This window comes from Ruegeria sp. HKCCA5839, from assembly GCF_013035585.1.
Classification (GTDB): Bacteria; Pseudomonadota; Alphaproteobacteria; order Rhodobacterales; family Rhodobacteraceae; genus Ruegeria.
This window is the reverse complement of the sequence record NZ_WQIE01000003.1, coordinates 504,139-523,606: the sequence shown is the minus strand read 5'-3', so window position 1 is coordinate 523,606 and position 19,468 is coordinate 504,139. Positions and strand designations below refer to the sequence as shown.

General features: G+C 55.4%; 18 protein-coding genes. 2 read left to right on the top strand and 16 right to left on the bottom strand.

Features of this window, described 5'->3' with window-relative positions; all coding sequences use genetic code 11:
- From GOV38_RS12115 to GOV38_RS12085, 7 genes are all read right to left on the bottom strand, one after another.
- Entirely contained in the window at positions 1-768 is a 768-nt protein-coding gene (locus GOV38_RS12115) for an enoyl-CoA hydratase/isomerase family protein (RefSeq protein WP_171209645.1), read from the bottom strand.
- Positions 765-2,336, bottom strand: coding sequence for an acyl CoA:acetate/3-ketoacid CoA transferase (locus tag GOV38_RS12110; RefSeq protein ID WP_171209646.1), 1,572 nt, complete (start codon positions 2,334-2,336; stop codon positions 765-767). Before GOV38_RS12110 ends, GOV38_RS12115 begins: the two co-directional genes overlap by 4 nt.
- Positions 2,336-3,337 carry a Gfo/Idh/MocA family protein gene (locus GOV38_RS12105; protein ID WP_171209647.1) on the bottom strand — a complete coding sequence of 334 codons (1,002 nt, stop codon included), beginning with the start codon at positions 3,335-3,337 and terminating at the stop codon, positions 2,336-2,338. Before GOV38_RS12105 ends, GOV38_RS12110 begins: the two co-directional genes overlap by 1 nt.
- 213 nt (positions 3,338-3,550) lie before the next feature.
- Positions 3,551-4,375 carry a TauD/TfdA family dioxygenase gene (locus GOV38_RS12100; protein ID WP_171209648.1) on the bottom strand — a complete coding sequence of 275 codons (825 nt, stop codon included), beginning with the start codon at positions 4,373-4,375 and terminating at the stop codon, positions 3,551-3,553.
- Positions 4,376-4,418: 43 nt separating this feature from the next.
- A complete protein-coding gene (locus GOV38_RS12095) occupies positions 4,419-4,826 on the bottom strand; it encodes a VOC family protein (RefSeq protein ID WP_371808534.1) in 408 nt (135 codons plus the stop codon).
- Between the two features lie 629 nt (positions 4,827-5,455).
- Positions 5,456-6,433, bottom strand: coding sequence for a serine hydrolase (locus GOV38_RS12090; RefSeq protein ID WP_171209649.1), 978 nt, complete (start codon positions 6,431-6,433; stop codon positions 5,456-5,458).
- A gap of 622 nt (positions 6,434-7,055) precedes the next feature.
- Entirely contained in the window at positions 7,056-7,283 is a 228-nt protein-coding gene (locus tag GOV38_RS12085; RefSeq protein ID WP_171209650.1) for a hypothetical protein, read from the bottom strand.
- A 294-nt stretch (positions 7,284-7,577) separates the two neighbouring features.
- Between GOV38_RS12085 and GOV38_RS12080 the strand changes: the two genes are divergently transcribed.
- Both GOV38_RS12080 and GOV38_RS12075 read left to right on the top strand, forming a co-directional pair.
- Positions 7,578-8,744 (top strand): phytanoyl-CoA dioxygenase family protein, encoded by a 1,167-nt coding sequence (locus GOV38_RS12080; RefSeq protein WP_171209651.1) that lies wholly within the window; start codon positions 7,578-7,580, stop codon positions 8,742-8,744.
- A gap of 103 nt (positions 8,745-8,847) precedes the next feature.
- On the top strand, positions 8,848-9,678 hold the full coding sequence (locus GOV38_RS12075) for a class I SAM-dependent methyltransferase (RefSeq protein WP_171209652.1): 831 nt from the start codon (positions 8,848-8,850) through the stop codon (positions 9,676-9,678).
- A gap of 65 nt (positions 9,679-9,743) precedes the next feature.
- On the opposite strand, the gene GOV38_RS12070 is transcribed toward GOV38_RS12075, so the two are convergent.
- The 9 genes from GOV38_RS12070 to GOV38_RS12030 all read right to left on the bottom strand — a co-directional run bounded on the left by GOV38_RS12070 (position 9,744) and on the right by GOV38_RS12030 (position 19,428).
- Positions 9,744-11,171, bottom strand: coding sequence for an adenylate/guanylate cyclase domain-containing protein (locus GOV38_RS12070; RefSeq protein ID WP_171209653.1), 1,428 nt, complete (start codon positions 11,169-11,171; stop codon positions 9,744-9,746).
- A gap of 21 nt (positions 11,172-11,192) precedes the next feature.
- On the bottom strand, positions 11,193-11,489 hold the full coding sequence (locus GOV38_RS12065) for an antibiotic biosynthesis monooxygenase (protein ID WP_171209654.1): 297 nt from the start codon (positions 11,487-11,489) through the stop codon (positions 11,193-11,195).
- Between the two features lie 333 nt (positions 11,490-11,822).
- Positions 11,823-12,491 carry a hypothetical protein gene (locus GOV38_RS12060; protein WP_171209655.1) on the bottom strand — a complete coding sequence of 223 codons (669 nt, stop codon included), beginning with the start codon at positions 12,489-12,491 and terminating at the stop codon, positions 11,823-11,825.
- Positions 12,492-12,494: 3 nt separating this feature from the next.
- A complete protein-coding gene (locus GOV38_RS12055) occupies positions 12,495-13,895 on the bottom strand; it encodes a selenium-binding protein SBP56-related protein (RefSeq protein WP_171097136.1) in 1,401 nt (466 codons plus the stop codon).
- A gap of 332 nt (positions 13,896-14,227) precedes the next feature.
- Positions 14,228-15,610 (bottom strand): FGGY-family carbohydrate kinase, encoded by a 1,383-nt coding sequence (locus GOV38_RS12050; RefSeq protein ID WP_171209656.1) that lies wholly within the window; start codon positions 15,608-15,610, stop codon positions 14,228-14,230.
- Positions 15,607-15,921, bottom strand: a complete 315-nt coding sequence (gene rhaM / locus GOV38_RS12045; protein ID WP_174838841.1) for an L-rhamnose mutarotase — start codon at positions 15,919-15,921, stop codon at positions 15,607-15,609. Before rhaM ends, GOV38_RS12050 begins: the two co-directional genes overlap by 4 nt.
- A complete protein-coding gene (locus GOV38_RS12040; RefSeq protein ID WP_171128329.1) occupies positions 15,921-16,904 on the bottom strand; it encodes an ABC transporter permease in 984 nt (327 codons plus the stop codon). The genes rhaM and GOV38_RS12040 overlap by 1 nt, the downstream gene beginning before the upstream one ends.
- The gene (locus GOV38_RS12035) at positions 16,901-17,884 is read right to left on the bottom strand and encodes an ABC transporter permease (RefSeq protein WP_171209658.1); all 984 of its coding nucleotides are present in this window, start codon (positions 17,882-17,884) and stop codon (positions 16,901-16,903) included. The genes GOV38_RS12040 and GOV38_RS12035 overlap by 4 nt, the downstream gene beginning before the upstream one ends.
- 11 nt (positions 17,885-17,895) lie before the next feature.
- Positions 17,896-19,428 carry a sugar ABC transporter ATP-binding protein gene (locus tag GOV38_RS12030; protein ID WP_171209659.1) on the bottom strand — a complete coding sequence of 511 codons (1,533 nt, stop codon included), beginning with the start codon at positions 19,426-19,428 and terminating at the stop codon, positions 17,896-17,898.
- Between the last annotated feature and the right edge of the window lie 40 nt (positions 19,429-19,468).

Below are 19,468 nucleotides of genomic sequence, written 5' to 3'. Positions count from 1 at the left end.
TCAAAGGCCCGAAAATGTGGGGTTACGTTTTTCCATGAACGCGGCAACGCCTTCTTCGCGGTCCGCTGAGGCGGCAACCGCTGCGCTACCAAGGGCTTCGACCACGGCATGAGTGTCTTCACCGACCGCTGCATGGATCATGTTTTTTGAGATTTCGGTGGCGCGAGGCGAAAGGTCGCTAAGTTCGGTGGTGATCTCAAGCGCGCACGCCAGAACGTCGTCGGTCACCTCGGTCGCATAGCCCAAGGCGACTGCGCGGTCAGCACCAATACGGCGCCCAAAGAGTGCCATCTCTTTCACCACAGCTTCGGGGATCAGCCGGGTCAACCGCTGTGTCCCGGACCAGCCGGGTACAATCCCGACCCGAGCTTCAGGCAAAGCCAGCGTGGACCGCGGGGTCATCAGGCGCAGATCGCAGCAACTGGCCAGCTCTAGCCCGCCGCCGAACGCATGACCGTTGATCGCAGCAATTGTTGGCTTGCCGATCCGCGCCAGGCGGTCAAAGATGCGATGTCCATCACGGACCCAATGGCGCGCGAATTCGGCGGGGCTCAGATCACCCCAAGCGCCAATATCGGCCCCACAACAGAACGCTTTTTCACCCGCGCCGGTCAGAACAAGCGCACGAATAGACACGTCACGCTCGACCTCTGTCAGGCCAGCTTCCAGCGCGTGCAGCATATCTACAGTTAGCGCATTGAGCTTGGCCTCGTTGTCCAAAGTCAGGACGGCGGTTGCACCCTCGATATGAATGCGCAGTTTGCTCAAAGTGTCATCCCCATCGGGCCAACTGTGAATAGCGAGTTGGGCATCTGAACCGCGTTTGCCGCGACTTTGACGCGACCGCCTGAAGCTTCGACAATGTCGCGCTGTGCCTCAATGCCGGGCATGATTTCCGTCGCCACCAGCCCCTGATCCGTCAGGCGAATAACGCAACGCTCGGTTACATAGAGCACATCCTGACCGGTTTCCCGGGCACGGCGGCCCGAGAATGTGACATGTTCGACCTGGTCCACCATCTTGGTGAATTTTCCGGGGGCATTCACACGGATGCCATCATCCACCAGATCAATCTTGGCGCCAGCTTCGAACCAACCCGAGAACACGATCTTTTTGGCCCGCGCGGTGATATCGACAAAACCGCCGCATCCTGCAGTTAGATAGGGCTTCTTACCAAGTTTGGAGACGTTCACATTGCCTTCGACATCTACCTCGAGGAACGAGAGGAACGACATATCGAACCCGCCGCCCTGGAAATAGATGAATTGCTGCGGTGACGGCACATAGGCATGCGCGTTGGATGCACAACCAAAGGCAAAGCCGGTTAGTGGGACACCACCGACAGCCCCCTGTTCAATCGCCCACGTCACCGCCTGAGGATGGCCCTCTTCCAACAAAACACGCGGGACCATTGCGCTGATGCCAAAGCCCAAGTTGGCGCTCATGCCGCTGCGCAGTTCTTGGGCAGCCCGTCGCGCGATGATCTTCTCGACACCATGTTCGGCCAGCGAAAAACTGTCCCAAGGGCGCATAATCTGGCCTGAGATTGCAGGGTCATAGGGCGTCTCTGTCGTTTGCATCTGCTCTGGGTCTTCAACGATCAGATCGATCAGATGTCCTGGCACACGCACGTCATGGGGGCGCAAGCTTCCGGCGACAGTCACACGTTGAACCTGAGCGATCACGAGTCCACCGTGGTTGCGTGTGCAAATCGCTTGCTCCAATCCACCCAGATAGGCACCTTCATGTTCATAGGTCAGGTTGCCAAACTCATCCGCCGAGGTTGCGCGCAAAACGCACACGTTCGGATTGATGTTTGGGAAGTGCAACCAGGTCTGACCGTCGAATTCCTTTCGGTTAACAATTGGAGCCGCCGCACCACGCGCGTTCATCGCGCATCCTTCACGAACCGGATCCACGAAAGTCTCAAGCCCAACCTGCGTCAGAACACCGGGTCGATGCGCTGCGGCTTCGCGATGCATATCGAACAGAATTCCAGACGGCACGTTGTAAGCGGCCACTCGATCTTCGACGATCATCTTCCAGATTTCCGGCATCTCGAGGCTAGAGGGGCCCGAAGGGTATGATCCGGCGAGAACGCGGCTTAGCAGTCCATCTTGGGCCAGATAATCCATGCCCTTCACGCCATACATATCCCCTGCAGCAATAGGGTGCAGCGTTGTAATGTTGCGCGGATGCCCTTCAGTGCGAAACCGCTCTCCCAGCGCCTTTAGAACAAGATCAGGACAACCCAGAGCCGAAGACGATGACACAGAGACGACCGCATTGTCCGGGATGCGAGAAACGGCCTCGGAAACAGAAACCAGTTTGGTCATCAGAAACCACCATAATCTACATTGATACGCCGACCCGAGGCTGCGGCTTCTCGCACACAAAGCGCCACGGACAACGATTTCACGCCATCGGGCCCGTCAGCCGCCGGGCGACCTTCGCCGGTGGTCGCGGCGACAAATTCTGATACGCCCTGAACGTATAGCGAATGATCCGAAAACGGGATCTCTTCGCTTCCGGCTTCAGTCACCAGTTTGATCGACCCAACCGGGCGCTGCGTCATGACGCCATCTGCAAAAATCGAACCCTTGGTTCCGTGAACTTGAAGGTCCGACCCGGCAAACGGGTGCGTAAAACTTTCATGTGTGATGACCATTGCGCCCGAGGGCATCGTCCAGACAGACATGCAGGAGTCTTCGACCCCCTGCCCCATCCCAGAGCTGGCCATTTGCGCGACAACAGTAACCGGGTCCTCGTTCAACAGGAAACGCGTCACATCCGCGTCATGAACAACGATGTCAGGGATCACGCCACCGCCAGCATCGGCTGAGTTGATACGCCACCCCTGTAAGTTCTCGGGCAAATGCACCGCGTGATGGATTCGTAGCGAGAGAACGTTTCCGACGCGCCCGGCTGCAATTAGATCACGAATTGCGCGATGGCTGCCAGAGCAACGCAGGTGATGATTGGTTCCAAATGTCACGCCAGCCGTGTCAGCCGCACGCACCATTTCGATAGCTTCCGCTTGCGTCATCCCAAGTGGCTTTTCACACAGTACATGCTTACCAGCCGAAATGGCTGCCATTGCCTGACCGTGGTGTTTCTCATTGGTTGAGGAAATGTAGACCGCTTTAACGCCATCGTCAGACAGCGCCGCGTTCAGGTCTGTGGTTGCATTGGGAATTCCGTGCTCATCAGCCCATGTTTGCACCCGGTCAGGGGAATTGCTCACGACCCAGGTCACGTCGTTGCCTGCCTGCTGACGCACCGCGTCCAACATATATTGCGAAGCTATCGTGCTCGCTCCGACAAATGCCCAGTTCATCTGAATTCCTCAAATTTGGAACGTTCCAAAATGTGTAGTGGAACGTTCCAATTTTGGCAAGAAAAAACTCTAAGCGCTCCTTAAAGACAAGAAAACATGGCTAAAAAGCGCGACGTTCGATGCCTCGTTCAATACTATCACAGGGAATCTAAGAGATTCACAGCGTGACTGCACTATGACTGAGTCGCGGAAATTCGCCGCGCGCCATTTACATCAATGCGTCAGAGCGACCCCTTCCACGGTCACCCTGTGCATAAGACGTCGAAACCCATGGTAGTCGTTGATCGCCTTGTGCCACGTCGCTCTGTTGTCCCAAATGGCGATATCCCCTTCCTGCCAACGCAGACGACATTGGAATTCAGGCTGCTTGCAGTGATCGTAAATCATACCCAGCACCGCAGCAGACTCATCCGCGCTCAAGCCTTTGATTTCGGTCGTGAACACGGGATTGACGAACAACCCTCGCCTACCGCTGAGAGGATGCGTGATGACAACGGGGTGCAAAGCGTCTTGCGTGGCAGCTTCGGCGTTACCCAAACGGCCGCTTTTTGCGGCTTCTGTGTCCATGATGCTGGCGCCAAAGACATGGCGAGAGGAATGCACCGCCCACAAACCATCTAAGAAACCACGCATCGTGGGCGATAAAGCTTCGTAGGCAGCAGCCATCGACACAAACAACGTGTCGCCACCCTGGGGCGGAACCTCTAGGGCGTGCAGGATCGAGCCCATAGCAGGCTCCTGATCATAAGAGTGGTCAGTATGCCACCCCTCTCCCACAGCTTCTTGCTGATCCTTATCTTTCAACACTATGGCAATCTCTGGCTGGCCGTCCACCGCTTTGAAAAATCGGTTCACGTTGATTGGGCCGAACCTTCTCGCAAAGGTCAGATGCTCTTGCGGGCTAACACTTTGACCCCTCAGTGCGATAACGGAATACTCTGCGAAGGCTGACTTTATTGCGTCGAATTGATCTTCACGCCGGATGTCCACCCCGAAGATTTCCGCACCCAAACCACCGGTAAGAGGTTTTACTTCCATGCGCCTTCCTCCCTGCTTCGCTCAGCCTAAAAGACGAGACATATCACTTCAAAGCAATCGCCTTTGCTTCATACAACTCCAATGGAAGATCGTCCGGGTCGCGGAAGAAAGTGAACCGATGGCCAGTATATTCATCGACACGGATGTCTTCGACTAGGACACCTTTCTGTTCCAGACTGTCTTTCAGCTCATCGATATCATCCACAACAAATGCAAGATGCCGCAGACCTCGTGCTTCGGGGCGAGACGTGCGTTTGGGCGGGTTGGGAAAGGAAAACAGTTCAATCTGAGAACCGTCTGGCAACGCCAAATCCAGCTTCCAAGATTGCCGCTCACCCCTGAAATTCTCAGCAATAATCCTCAAACCAAGTGTCTCTGAATAAAACGCCTTGGACCGTTCATAGTCCGAACAAATAACTGCAGCATGGTGGATTGCTTTCAGATTGGTCACGAGCCTATATCCTTATTTAATCAATTAGATAAGCCGAACTCTTGAGGTATTTCTTCGCTTCATTTTCGAAACTGATCGAGAAAACCAAGAGCCGTTTGGCCAAATTTGGCAACCGAACAATACAGGAAAACAGAGTAGTATTCATCAAGCGTCTGCTGGCTCAACGTCGTTGTTTTAGGCAACTCGTGCCGGTGGCAGCTCGCGATTCGAGACACACCTTCAATACCAAGTTTCATGAGCTCTGAATTGAGCGCTAATGCCGCCAAACTAGGCTGTCTACGAACTCGTTTGAAACGCCTACCAACTCGTTTGAAACGAATGAGTGTTGTTCTAAAGACAAATTCGAAGCGGTCTCAGTTGCGCCAATTGGGAATGTCCCCAATGCCGCGCACGGATCGCGCCACTCTAGCAAGCCAAATCTGAACGGGATCTTTGACCGACATGACTTGACCGGCAAAGCAAGACTTTGGAAACATAGTAGAGCTGGCCACCGCCTCTTTCACCTTTCAAAAGAGATATTTAATCGGCGCTCCAGTTGCTCCACCGCCCCACGGAAGACGGAGGCTTTTTGAAAGTTCAGCGCCGTCCAGGCCAAGCATGACCAACCCTAAGCAGTGTTTATGAATCGTCTAGGTAGCATTCAAAATCGGACCATCTAACAATCTGACCAATTCTCCAAAATAGCCTCCAGAACGCGCGGGACGCGTAGGATCAGAAGTAATTGCGACAGCAAGGTTTCGCTCAGGATGGGCCGCTATGATTTGGCCTCCGTACCCACGCGCCAAAGCATAGCCTGAAGGGGTCAGAAACCAGCCATAGCCGTAGTCCAATCCAGAGAAAGGCGAACGGCCGTGTGGCTTGGTCGAAGCCATGACCCAACGCTCAGGAACGATTTGCGTGTTGGCAAAAGCCCCGCGGTCCCGAAGCAACACCGCGATCTTCAACATCGACCTCGGCGTAATCGCCATCTCGTTCCCACCCAAGTAGTAGCCCTGTGGATCCCTTGTCCAAGCAGGTATCTCGATACCAAGCGGCGCACCTAGCCTTTCGCGCGTCAGTCTCAATAGGCTTTGTCCGGTTGCTACGGTCAATGCAGCGCCAAGCACATGGGTCGATCCAGTAGAATAGAGCATCCGCTGTCCGGGCTCAGCGACCATCGGTCGTGTCAACGCGTCTGCGATCCAGTTGGGAGAGTTGATCCATTCTCCGTAGTTGCTGCCCGAAGTTCTTTCGAGCCCTGCGCGCAGCGTCACCAGATCCTCCATCGTAATGCTTTCGGAACCGGGTGTCGCATTAGCGGGCAAAAGCCGTGGAGCGACCTCCTGCAAGGTGGATTCTACAGATGGGATTTCCTGCCGGTCAATCGCTGTACCCAACAACAAAGCCACGATGCTTTTCGAACAAGACTTAATATTGGCCAGCCTATCCAGGCCTGCACCCTGTTGGGCCTGCGCGAAAATGACATCGTCGCCGCGTTGAATTTGGAGTGAATGCAACTGCGGAAGACCGCTGATTGCATCATTCAGCGCCACCGTTCGTCCCCGCGCTACATACGGAGCACAAATTGCGGCTGCGGTAACCAACAGGAGCTTTCGACGTGTGATCATGGCCTTCATTTGGAAGCAAATCTCGGATTGTCCAGACACTTAATCAACATCCCAAGATTTATTGTCCAAGATGTCAGAAAGCCTCCGCAACCGAAAAGTGGGATTTGAGGCAATAGGAGGCTTCGTTCGTACAATTGACCAGCATCCTTGCGATTGCGAATTATGTTAGACTGACCCCGAGGGCATTCTGGCAGAGAATCTCCCGTTGCCAACGAATTCACTCCGTCTCGCATTCTCGGTCATAACAATCGCCATGTCAGTGGGCGCCCTACCAGACCGCGCCAATGCGATAACGCAAGAAGTTCCAGCGTGGCTACAAAAGTACGTCGGTACGGCTGAGGGGCAAATCGCACCAATCGTATTGGAAAGGGCACGAGTGATTTACATCAAGAAACTACGCCGAGGCGAAGTCAGGAACCCTTGCTACCTTGCCAAGGACGCAACCCGCCCCAGTACTGCAAGTAACGGCATTCCGGGTAAGCGTATTTGTGTCATCTGCGAGTCACAAAAGTCCTTCCAAGCGGTTTCCTCCGGCTACGGCAATGGCAGAAAACTCCAGCGCGCCAATTTTTCGAATGGCCGACAATGCGCGAAGAACTTCAGCAATTCAGAGAGCTCTAAACTAACCGCCGGAGGCGCACATCTGACGTCTGAAACCCGCACGTCCTTTAAAGGTTACCACAGTCATTCCGGCAAAGCACAGCCGTTCTAACGCACGTATCTTTTGTTTGATGGTGAAGGCACGCTCGTTGAACTCATCCCAGACTGGTCGATCCCGGACCTCGGCACCTACGCCGTCTGGCTTGACACCAGCCGCCGCGTCTCTCTCACCCGGCTGTTGGTCGACCATGTCGGCGGCACAACTTAGAGGCGCCCCAAAAAGCCGCGGCCCATACCTGCCGTTCGTCGCATTTTGGTGTTTCTACAGTCGCAGCCCGCTCAACGGACATTCGCCGCGCCGGCAAAGTCGACGACATGCCGAACTCACCAAAGCGGACTTTGCTGCCCTCCGTTCCTCCTGATCATTGCCCGCTTACTGCGCCACAACAGCTACGCGAGCTTGGCGGACATATCCGGATAAATGGTTGAGCCTCTTAGCATCACGTGTCATCGTTCCTCTTCCGAGCGATTTGGGAGGATCGGGATGGACGTAAAAAACATGAAAGCCGCGCGACGGCTTGCGGTTTGGCTGGATGAGAGCGTAGGCGATTTGGCCGCGTTTCGGGACGAAATTGAGGTCGAGACGCAACGTGCAGATTGGCCCTTCGCCGTGGACGTCATGTCGAACATTCCGGTCTATGACGGGGCCAAGGTGCGCACCGAGGCAGAGGCGCCGCTGGACTTGATGGCGGAATGGAACGCTGTCTTCGATCAGGGTCCGGGCGTTATCGTGATCAAGGGCGGGATGGAGGACCTGTCCGTCGTGGACGCAGCAACAGCGATTTTCGAACAAATCATCGAAACAGAAAGCGCCACAGGCTCGGGCGGTGGAGATCACTTTGCCAAGCCGGGCGCAAATGATCGAGTATGGAATGCGGCGGAAAAGCATTGCCGGGCGGCGCCCGAGAATTTTGCTGCCTACTATTCGAGTGACGCAATTGCTTTGGCTTCGCGTGCATGGTTGGGGCGCGGGTATCAGCTGACGGCGCAAGTCAATCGGGTGAACCCGGGTGGAGCGGCGCAGACAGCGCATCGTGATTATCATCTGGGCTTCATGAACCCCGAGCAATTGGCGACTTATCCGGTGCAGGCCCACAGGATGTCACCCTGTTTGACGCTGCAGGGGGCAATTGCCCATTGCGATATGCCACTGGAAAGCGGGCCGACGATGTTGCTCCCCTATTCGCAGCGTTATCAGGCGGGTTATGTGGCGTTTCATCGACCTGAGTTTCAGACTTATTTCGCGGAGCATCATGTGCAGGTGCCGCTTGAGAAAGGCGACGTCGTATTTTTCAACCCAGCCGTGATGCACGGCGCGGGGACGAACCGGTCAACCGATATTCAGCGGATGGCGAACCTATTGCAGGTCGGTTCAGCATTTGGGCGGTCGATCGAAAGCGTGGATCGCTCAGCCATGTCCCTGGCGCTCTACCCGGTGTTGCAGAGCATGTCAGGGCGGATGGTTGCCAATGTGATCGCAGCCTCCGCCGAGGGCTATGCCTTTCCAACAAACCTTGATCGCGATCCTCCGGTGGATGGTCTAATCCCACTCAGCCAAGCCGAAATGATGGCGGCGGCGTTAGAGGGAGGAAGATCATTGAAGGAATGGCAAACCGAGGTGGCCGCAATGAACACGCGGCGTCAGGCCTAGTTGCTGGCCTATCGAGCGTCCGATGGGTGTCTTCTTTGCGGACGAAGCTGACAATCGGGATCAATACCTGTACTCTATGGCGATCGATTAGGGAGGCAGCCAAATGACCAATCCCAATGAAGTCGCACACCACTACCATTCTGGACATTTGCTCAAGAGGATATCCGATGGTTGTTCAAGGCTGGACTTGACCCCTCCGATTTCCCACGACCATTTGGCCCCAGTTGACGAGTTTCACATTGGCGGGCGTCTCGCGACCGAACCGTTTGTGAAGTCTCTCGACCTTTCAGCAAAAAGCCGGGTTGTTGATTTTGGATGCGGTCTCGGAGGGCCGGCACGCTATGTCGCGGCAGCCACCGGGGCGCATGTAACGGGCGTCGATCTTACCGCTGAGTTTGTGGAGACCGGACGCGCACTCACTGAATGGACAGGCTTGTCAGATCGGGTTCACATCATCGAAGGCAGCGTGCTCGACTTGCCGCTAGAAGCAAAGTCAATGGACGCGGCTTACATGATCCACGTGGGTATGAACATCGCGGACAAAGTTGGTATCGCCCGCGAGGCAAAGAGAGTGCTGAAACCAGGGGGGATTTTCGCGATTTATGATGTGATGCAAGTCGGCGAGGGGCAGATGGACTATCCGGCGCCATGGGCGTCGTCGTCAGATCAAAGCGCACTTGCTCCACCGGAGACGTATGAGACGGCTTTGAATTCCGTTGGTTTCGAGGTGAGCGAACGGATCGACCGTACAGCATTCGCGAAGCAGTTCTTTGCCGATCTGGCGTCTGCGCAAAGCCGTTCAGATGGCCCTCCACCGTTAGGCCTTCATCTTATCATGGGCGAAAACACCGCGCTCAAGGTTCAACATATGGTCAGAAATATCGAACGTGGATTAATTGCCCCAATTGAAATCCACGCGCGCCTTCCAGTTTAGACTAGCGCCCGTTCTTTGCTTTTGTCGTCTGCTCCAAGGTTTCTGAACGCCAACCGTTTTGTCGTTTAGTCGCCCAAATCGGAAATAATGGACCTTAGCCGACGGATTGCTTGGGAGCTTATGCGGTCTTGGTCCACGGTAAGTGAGTAGCCCTCGTCCTCTTCGTGAATTATGCGGCTCTCACGCGGATCAGCAGCGTAGATCGCTGTCGCCGCGTAAGTGCGGACGGGATTTTTGAATCCTTTCACGTGAACTGGCTCGCGCTCCTCAACGGCGAGCCAATCTTTCACCAATGAATAGGTTTCCGCTGCGAGCAAGATACCTCCCGGATCGCACTCACCCTCAAGCCGTGCAGCAAGATTCACTTCTCGACCAATCGCTGTGTAATCCATTCGATCATCTGAACCGAAATTGCCAATTGTGCAGTAACCGGTGTTGATGCCTATGCGAGCGAGAAATGGTCGATCGATCAAGCCTTTGCGTTGCCACCCCGTTTGCAAATCATTCAGGCGAACTTGCATGTCGATCGCCATCTGAACGCAAGCGGAAGCATCTTCCTTGGCCCCGAGGCTTTCGGGTTCACCAAAGAACAGCATCATCGCGTCGCCAATAAACTTATCGAAGTATGCGCCGTGCTTCATCGCGATCTTGGACATTGCCGAAAGATACTCGTTTAACAAAGAGGTCAGTTCCTCTGCTTCGAGCTGATCTGTAATTTCGGAAAAATCCGCGATGTCGGAAAAGAAGATCGTGAGCTTGCGACGTCGGCTCTCGATGGCCGCTTGCTGGTTGCCAGCTATTATTGACTTATAAAGTTGCGGCGGCATGTACTTGGCAAGCTGTTCGGAGACGTTTTCCAAGGTCTCATTCGCTTCTCGCATTTGGTTCAGCAAATGCAGATTATCCAGCGCGATGTTTGCCTGTGCCGCAAACGTCTTTAGAATATCGAACTGCTCCTTTTGCAGTTTACCAATTGAATGCCTTAACACGGCGAGAGCTCCGACGGTTTGTCCTCCTTGTGAAATTGGAACCATTGTGACTGCCCGAAACCCTGAGGCGAGGAAGTTTCCGGCACCCATGCGAAACTGATCTTGGGCTGTTGCGACATCCGGTAAATCAATCGCCTCACCAGCCAATATGACGTGGCCATGAATGGTTTCCGGGTGAAGTGGAGCCGGAAAGCGACCCCGCCAAGCCTCAACACCAGCAGGCTCTGGTCCAGAAATTGCGCCCAATACCAGTGTTTCACCTTCCCGCAATCCGATACTGACTGTGGATTTTGGAAACAGCATTTGACCCGCTTCAACAATGGAGTTGAAAACCGGTTGGGGATCTCTAATCGAGCTGTTTACCACGTCCAGAATTTTGGCCGTCGCCACTTGTCGATCCAGCGCTTCCTTCAGCTGGATTTCCAAAGCCTCTAACGCGTCAGCTGTTTTGTTGGGCGGATCGGGCACGACGTCCGGTTGCGATGTTCTCTGACCCTTTGACATGTCGATCATCCTTTTGGGTGATCAACTATCAACCAGATCGTAATGCTTGATGGATCGAGACTCGACGAGCTCCGCTTCTGCTGGATCAATGTGCGGGCTTTGGTAGTCTTCTCCCACGAAGGCCCTAAGGGCCTCCAAGCTCTCCCATACCATGACAAAACTGAATTCTCGTGGGGACTCCTCTCTCGGCCCCCCCGGAAGAACGCGCACGATCCCCGGAGTACTATTCATTAGGGGAATAGCAGTTTCATGAAAAAAGCTGCCAAACTCAGCCTCTTTTCCGGGACGTGTTGTCACCTGAAAGATACGCATAATCATACACAATCCTCCCAAAGGTCCGGTTCTTGGATGAATGCATGCCTCGGAAGTTCATACTAGCACACTTGGTTGGGACTGTCTGCTGCGGGCTCGCTGCCGCCTTCGGATGCCGCTCAGCAAACACCCGCCAGCGATCCGTTTCACCGTCGCACACGGCCCTTTGCCGCCATCGGCCAAGAACCTTCATCGCTGCATTGCGGCCCGCCAAAGCTGTCATTCGCCGCTACTGCAAACTCGGGGCTTTTGCGAACTCACAGTCAGCGTACGAAGCTGCCGTTCTCTGCGATACGAAGCAAACTGCGGTTCTGCGGTTTATCCGGCCCGGCATTAGTGTTAGCCAGCAGAATGAACAAATAGAAGCGAAATTGATCCCACAAGGATCAAACTCAGCGCCCAAACGACGTCCAGGTTGAACCACCCTTTTGAGAGAAATCTCAGACCCAGCCAATGATAAACACCGAACGCAAGAATACCGCCTGAGGCTGTCATGGCCAAGGTGTGGGCTAAAGCGACACCAAAAGCGATTTTGACGTTTCCGGTCATCAGATCAGCGGCCGCTGCATGGCCAGCGTCAATGGCTATTGTACGACAGATGCCCAGATAGATAGGAACCAACATCAGCCCTGCTCCGTGCGCCATCGCTGCCAGAAACGACCATAGCGCAAGTCGCGACGGTGGTACCCGAGCAAGGATCCGCGGGTGACGCCGGTTGAACAACAGATAGACACCTAGTCCGATTACGAGGCAGGCCGCGAAGATTTGAATCTCACGCTGCCATTCGGCCAGAAACAACAGGGCGGTAAAGGGAAACAGAATGGCACCCATCGCCACCAGATGCCCGACCGCCAAAGCGATCAACGCCTTGAACAGGCTGTTGCGCTGCTTGTCCATCAGCGCCGCGGACACGGCCAGGGGCCAACCCATACCGGGATTGACCCCGTGATAAATGCCCGAGGCGACAACAGCCCACCACAGGGCTGTCGCCGTGTTTAAACCTTCCACGCGTCAGACAGACGGGTAGCAAAAGCTGTCGGTTGAGCAATCTCCGCCTTCCAAGCGGATCTGGTGGCTGCGATAGCCTTTGGGGAACTCGACATAGAAATCCTTGTCCAGTTCCAGACCACCGTTTTCCCCGACATTGGCCATGACCATTTGTCCGCCCTCGTCATCAGGATAGAACTGATCATCCCACGTCGAATACAGCGAGTTGGTCCAGTAGACCCGCTTGCCGTCCCGGCTGATCTCAACCATCTGGGGGCCGTAGACAAAATCCTTGCCGTTTGGATGTTTCGCCCCGCGCGCAATCCCGCCAAGCTCAACCTTGCCGGTCAGCTTGGGATTCATCGGGTCGGACACATCATACTGGTGCATTTCACCCTGACCCCAACAGGCGACGTAGAGGTACTTGTCGTCCAGACTCAGGTCAATATCGGTGACCAATGGGGGTACGGCTTCAAAACCCTGCAACAGAGGCGGAAGATTCTCGGCCTTCTCGGGTCGCGGATCAATTGTGATCGTCTTTTTCGCCTCGAAGGTTCCGTCATCCTTCTGCCACCACGTGAAAATTGCGCCCTGGAGGTTTGTTGTGTCCACGACAACGCCGCAAAAACCATAATCCTTTGCTGGATCATGCGCAGGTCTTATTTCCAAAGCCATCTGATGGTTTTCACCCAGATCTATGGTTTGGACGTTGCGACGCTCACGCAGGTTCCAGAAATGGATCTTGTGACCGTATTTGTTGGACAGCAGATCCTCGGCCACGATGCCATTTTCAAACTGCGGCGGCAGCCCCCATTCAGAACTTACCATGTAGTCTCGCGGCAGGTTCCACCAGAAATCATAGTGCTTGTCCTGTTCACCCCGATCCATCTCGTAGCGGCCAAGGATATCAAAGGTCTCGCAATCCATGATGAAGATACCCGGAGGGCCATCTGTGCCGTCGGCACCTCCGCCGCCGAGTGTCGAAACATAAATTCCTTCAGGACCGCAGTGGATGGTATGCGGACGGGAATAGCCCGTTTTTGCGAACACCTCTTCGGGTTCGATAATCTTGTGAATTTTTGCCTTCAACGGTTCCTTCACGTCTATCACGTAGATGCGCGAGGACCGGATACCCGGTACGATCAGATATCTGCGTTCCAGAAAGGCATGCCCTGTCAGGGGCGAAAGTGCAGAAGAGCACGCGTTCCAGCCAAAGTGATGAAACTCATCACCCTTGTTGGGCATGATGAGCTGATGAACGATCTGGCCGTAAGTCTTCGATTTCGGGTCAACATCTACAACGGCCAGGCCATCCGGCTGTGAGCCGTCGGGACTGAGCATCAATGTAAAAGCGAGCGTTTCCGCAGGTGCCTCCATAGCAAGTTTTGGAGTTGCGTGAAAAGTCGGGTCAGGTCTTAGATTCATAGCTGGCTCCTCCCAGGCCGCGGACGACAGATCTAAATCAAGTTTTTTCCGATTTCGTCCAGAACTGAGAATGCCACATATTCAAGATTCGCGAAAACGGGCCAAACTCAGGCACTTGAATTTACCCTTTTGAATCGGCCCTTCTAATGGCTGAAATGGGCTCAAGGCAGTCATCTGACTCAATTAGTCAGATGACGGCTTGGGAACGGATCGTGATCATTGTTGGTGGTCATCTCGAGAATTTTCGCCTTAATGTCTGCATTGAACGCAGAGCGGTCATCGGGCGAAAAAACGCGGATGACCGCTTCGAGCCCGAAGCGGGCGACGCTCAGTCAGGCTTTGGCAAGGCCGCGGGTCCACGCGGCCGCGTAACTCAAAAGGGCCTCGCTCATCTGCTTGTCAGGAACTGGAACTGCGGGCATTTGGTGTCGTAGAGGATTATCCAGCGCCGCGAGAAGGGCTGCCCCTTGGCTTGTCCCCGTTGCGCTTGCTGTAGGAATGATTGGCGAATGCGAGACCGTTCCTAGCATCAAGAGGTATGCTGAATTCCGTGCGAACGGTCCTTCAACGATCACGGGTCCTTCATGACCAATGAGTTCGAGGCAATACGACGTGACCATGGCAAGATAAAAGCCGACGGCAGCACTTCGCTGCCCCGACCCCAGTTGTGGCTCGTCACCTACCCATACTGATTGAGCCCCTGCGAACGGACCTGTCTCAGACACCACAGCTGGCAAAAGCATGCTCCCGCGGCTCAACACTTGAAGCATATCAGCTTCGGTAGCTTGAGCGGTAGCGCCGCCGAGAGCAATGTCGTGTTCTCGCCCCCCCATGAAGCGGGCGGAAGGCACGGCATCACCGAAAGCGTTTACGTTGACCAGCGTGTCGAGGGCCGGGTCCAAAGTCACCGGTCTCGCGCCGACTGCCATGGCAATCACCCAAGTGCCGGTCGAGACAACGCTGAATGGGGGCTCTTGAGCGATGAGATGCGAGAGAAGAGAGGCGTTCGAGTCATGGATGCCGCAATAGACAGCTGTGTCCGCCGGGAGACCGGTAAGTTGCGCGAGCTCCGCAGTAACACTGCCGAGGACATCGCTGGGTTTGCGTGGCGGCGCGATCTTGTTTTCGATACCCAGTCTGGCTGGCAGAGATGAGAACTGGCCTTTGTAGGGATTCCACAGGTCCGTATGGCAGCCCAGCGACGTGACATCAGTAGCGAAGACGCCGGTTAGTCTGTGCGCCCAGAACTGAGGATAGGTCACGACGTGAGAGACGCGCTCCTTTAGCAGTGGATCGCGTGCAAACTGCCAATGAAGCTGCGCCCCCAGATTCAGACCCATTTTCAGACGGGGTGACCCTGTTTCTGAAAAAGGCGGCCTGATCGCGTCATAAGCCCTCGCGCATTCGTCCGGACCTGTGTGCTCGTAGTCGAGAATTGGCGCCGCAAGCGATCCATCCGCAGCGATCAAAGCGCCCGCTGCGCCGTGTGTCGTGATCGTGATGGCTTCGATCCCTAAATCCGCATGGAAGGACGCAAGTCCATCCAATAGGAATTGCCAATGGCCTTCGACGTCGAAGTGAGGATATGGCCGGCCCGGTAGGACGGCATTTGGCCTGGTGACGACGGCAACTTCGGACAGGTCTGAACGCCGCACGAGCGCCAGTTTGGCATTCGTCTTACCGATATCGATAACCGCGACGTGTCCGCCGGTCATGACATGTGAAAAACGTTTGAGAGCGGAACAGTGACCGGCTCATTGTCATCATGTGTTTCCATGATATCGGCCATGTGCGCCCACCACTTCTTCATGATGTCTTGGGACGGAAGATCGTCCATTCCGTGATCGTCTGCGCGCCAGAGAACGCCAAAAAGGATATTCGTCGCTTCGTCGAGGTGAATGGAATAGTCCGAGACCCCCGCCTCTTTCAGAAGGGTCACAAGCTCTGGCCATATCTCGTCATGGCGCTTCTTGTACTCGGCCTTCATCCCTGGATTGAGGTGCATCTTGAACGCATATTTCTCCATCACGCTCTCCACTTTTCCCAAAGGCGCGGCAATGCGATGACCCCGATCAGGAGGAGTCCGATCACAATAGACATCACGATGCCTGGCACGTTGAGCAGGCCAAGACCGAAGGTGACCAGCCCCATTACGAAAGCCGCGATCACGACACCCGGGATCGATCCGGATCCGCCAAGGATGCTGACCCCACCCAGTACCACCATCGTCACGATCTCTAGTTCCCAACCGAACGCAATGGATGGGCGGGTCGAGGCCAGTCGCGAGGTCAGACAGATGGCAGCAATACCGGACATGAGCCCGGTCAACAGGAACAGGATGAATTTCACACGGGCGACGCGAATGCCTGAGAACTCTGCGCCGATCGCGTTGTTTCCTATGGCATAGACCGCCCGACCGAAGTTCGTTTTGTGAAGAATGACAAAGTATAGGAGGGCGATGATGGCGAAGAGAACGAACTCAAACGAGATCACCCAGAACACGTAGCCCTGTCCGAAGAACGAGAAATCCGACGGGTAACCTCGATAGGCCTGATCACCGAGAACGATGTAACTGATCCCTCGGAAGAGGCTCATCGTGCCAATGGTCACCACGATGGATGGCAGTCCCATCTTTGTGACAAGAAAGCCGTTGAAAGCCCCGCAGATCAGCCCGACACCGAGACCGATCAGTACCAACCCCGGCGTGCCCACGCCAACCTGCACCGCAGCGCCCATGGCCGTCGACGCCAGCGCAATTATCGAGGCCACGGAAAGGTCGATCTCGCCGGCAATGATCAAAAGCGCCATCGCGAAAGCGATCATCGCTTTTTCCGTGAAGTTGAACGTCATATCGCTCAGGTTCCACGCGTTCAGGAAGTAAGGCGATGTAAAGCTGTTGACGATGAAAATGCCCACTGCCACGGCCAGCAGAAGTGTCTCCCAGCTTTTCAAGCGCCGTTCCAAAGGCGACTCCAGGCGATCCGGTATGAAACGGGCGGTGTTGGTCATGTCGCATGCTCCGCGCTCTTGAGGATGATCCGGCCCTTCTCACGGTTCGCCTGTGCATTCAGGGCGACGGCGATGATGATCGCGCCTCCGGAAATTGCGAGTTGCCAGAAAGGAGAGATGTTCACGACCGGCAACGCGTTGCTGATGATACCGAGGAACAACGCACCGAGCATTGCTCCGACAACCGTACCGATACCTCCCATTATGGCGACTCCGCCAATGACACAGGCCGCAACGACGCTGAGTTCGAACCCTCCGGCGAGATCGACAAATGCGACCGCGAAGCGAGACACCCAGAGGTATCCGGTCAAACCCGCCAGCGCGCCCGAAATGGTGAAGGCCCAGAACTGGGTACGACCGACATCTATCCCGGCGTAAGTAGCCGCGTGCGGGTTGCCCCCGGCGGCATAGAACGCCCGGCCAAGGGTGGTCCGGGACATTACGATGGAGAAGAAAATGACTGCGGCGATGGCGATCCAGCTCATCAGCGGCAGACCAAGAAGTTCTGCCCGGGGGAAAGCCTTGAACGGATCGCTAAACTCGTGCGCGTTGATCCACTTGCCCTCGGACAAGAGGAAGATCGTGCCACGAAATATTGTCATCGTCCCAAGGGTGACAACGATCGGGGGAATCTCGAGCTTCCAGACGAGGACACCATTTACCATTCCAAGCAGTGCGCCGAACCCAACCGCGACGGAGATGATTATCGGCACAGGCAGCCCCGGCATGGCGACGTTGATCATTGAAACGACCATCCCCGTCAGGGCGAGGTTTGCCGCGACGCTCAGGTCGATACAGCGCGTCAGGATCACGATCATCTGGCCGATGGCCAACAGGATCAGCGGCGCGGTATCGTTGAAAACATTGGCCAGGTTCGATGGCGTAATGAACGCGGGGAAGCGCGTGGCGATGATCGCGAGAAGAAGCGCGATTGCGCCGGTCAGCAGCACTTCGCGGGACATGAGGATTTGCTTCGGCATCGTTCGCACCTTTAGATTCCGGCCGCGTGCCGCACGAGTGTTTCCGGGGCCATGTCGTCGCCCGAAAGTTCCGCCGCAATCCGGCCCTCGCGCATGACGATGACGCGATCAGACATGCCTAGAACCTCGGGAATTTCAGAGCTGACCATGATAACCGCCAACCCTTGAGCGGCCAGTTCCGCCATGAACTCGTGCACCGCGGCCTTGGACCCGATGTCGATGCCCTTGGTTGGTTCATCCAAGATGATGACCTTGGGCTGGGTCGCGAGCCATTTGGCAATGACAACCTTTTGCTGGTTGCCACCGGACAGATTACCCACGTCGGTATCCAGCGAGGCTGCACGCAGGTCGATCCGTTCAGTGTATTCCCGCGCAAGCTTGAACTCTTCCGCCAACTTCAGAAAACCATTCTTGGAAGTACGGCCAAGCGATGGGAGCGTGACGTTCTGAAAAATCGGAAGCGCTGCAATGGCGCCCTGTCGTCCCCGATCTTCTGGCACATAGACAATGCCCTTACCAACCGCGTCGGCAGGGGAGCGGATGATTTCGCGCTCGCCGTCGATGGTTACTTCACCGGCCGAGGGACGGGTTATGCCAAAGAGCGATTGCATGAGCTCTGAACGCCCCGCGCCCACAAGACCATAAAAGCCCAAAATCTCTCCGCGGCGCAGAGTGAAACTGATGTCCGCGAACTCGGTGGGGTGTTCATAGCCTTCGACCACGAGAATCTCGTCACCGGTATTGTGCTCCCGGTTGGGAAAAATCTGGCTGACGTCCCGGCCCACCATCATCTTGACGAGCTCGGCCTCGGTCACATCGGCGATCGCGCCGTTCCCGACGAGCGCACCGTCCCGGAAAACCGTGTAACTGTCGGCGATACGGAATATTTCATCGAACTTGTGGCTGATAAAGAGAATGGCTTTGCCCTGAGTTTTCAGTTCTTCGACCAGCTCATAAAGCTCTTCGATTTCTTTCTGGCTAAGCGCGGCAGTCGGCTCGTCCATGATCACCACACGTGCGTCGATCGATAGCGCACGGGCAATTGCCACAAGGTGCTTGTTCGCGATGCCAAGGTCTTTGAGTTTCGTTCTGGGATCGATGTTGGCGCCGATGCCTTCAAGAATTTCGCGGGCCCTGTCCATCATCACAGAGGTATCGATTAAGCCGAAGCGCCCTCGCGGTGCGTGGCCGAGAAACACGTTCTCTGCCACCGACAATTCGTCGAAGAGGACCGTTTCCTGATGGATTGCGGTGACACCAGCGTCGCCAGCGTCCTGTGCCGTCGGAAACCGAATGGGCGATCCATCGATTTCGATTTGGCCGCCGTTCGGCTGATAGATACCGGTCAGGATCTTGACGACGGTGGACTTTCCGGCGCCATTCTCTCCAACTAATGCCGTGACCTTACCCGGGAACAGTTCGAGCGAAACCTCAGACAAAGCAGTGACGCCCGGAAACGTCTTTGTCACTCCGTTCAGCGCAAGTACCGGCATATCGTTTTCAGCGCTGGCGGGCTCGGACTTTTTCTCTGCTTTCATCAACATCAGGGTCAGCTGCCATTTCGGAGGAATGTCGGCGCAGCGG

Bases quoted from the DNA above. Each gene is read 5' to 3' on its own strand.
- GOV38_RS12110 (WP_171209646.1), bottom strand. From the start codon at position 2,336: ATGACCAAACTGGTTTCTGTTTCCGAGGCCGTTTCTCGCATCCCGGAC.
- GOV38_RS12105 (WP_171209647.1), bottom strand. From the start codon at position 3,337: ATGAACTGGGCATTTGTCGGAGCGAGCACGATAGCTTCGCAATATATG.
- GOV38_RS12100 (WP_171209648.1), bottom strand. From the start codon at position 4,375: ATGGAAGTAAAACCTCTTACCGGTGGTTTGGGTGCGGAAATCTTCGGG.
- GOV38_RS12090 (WP_171209649.1), bottom strand. From the start codon at position 6,433: ATGATCACACGTCGAAAGCTCCTGTTGGTTACCGCAGCCGCAATTTGT.
- GOV38_RS12085 (WP_171209650.1), bottom strand. From the start codon at position 7,283: ATGGTCGACCAACAGCCGGGTGAGAGAGACGCGGCGGCTGGTGTCAAG.
- GOV38_RS12080 (WP_171209651.1), top strand. From the start codon at position 7,578: ATGGACGTAAAAAACATGAAAGCCGCGCGACGGCTTGCGGTTTGGCTG.
- GOV38_RS12075 (WP_171209652.1), top strand. From the start codon at position 8,848: ATGACCAATCCCAATGAAGTCGCACACCACTACCATTCTGGACATTTG.
- GOV38_RS12070 (WP_171209653.1), bottom strand. From the start codon at position 11,171: ATGTCAAAGGGTCAGAGAACATCGCAACCGGACGTCGTGCCCGATCCG.
- GOV38_RS12065 (WP_171209654.1), bottom strand. From the start codon at position 11,489: ATGATTATGCGTATCTTTCAGGTGACAACACGTCCCGGAAAAGAGGCT.
- GOV38_RS12055 (WP_171097136.1), bottom strand. From the start codon at position 13,895: ATGAATCTAAGACCTGACCCGACTTTTCACGCAACTCCAAAACTTGCT.
- GOV38_RS12050 (WP_171209656.1), bottom strand. From the start codon at position 15,610: ATGACCGGCGGACACGTCGCGGTTATCGATATCGGTAAGACGAATGCC.
- rhaM (WP_174838841.1), bottom strand. From the start codon at position 15,921: ATGGAGAAATATGCGTTCAAGATGCACCTCAATCCAGGGATGAAGGCC.
- GOV38_RS12040 (WP_171128329.1), bottom strand. From the start codon at position 16,904: ATGACCAACACCGCCCGTTTCATACCGGATCGCCTGGAGTCGCCTTTG.
- GOV38_RS12035 (WP_171209658.1), bottom strand. From the start codon at position 17,884: ATGCCGAAGCAAATCCTCATGTCCCGCGAAGTGCTGCTGACCGGCGCA.
- GOV38_RS12030 (WP_171209659.1), bottom strand. From the start codon at position 19,428: ATGTTGATGAAAGCAGAGAAAAAGTCCGAGCCCGCCAGCGCTGAAAAC.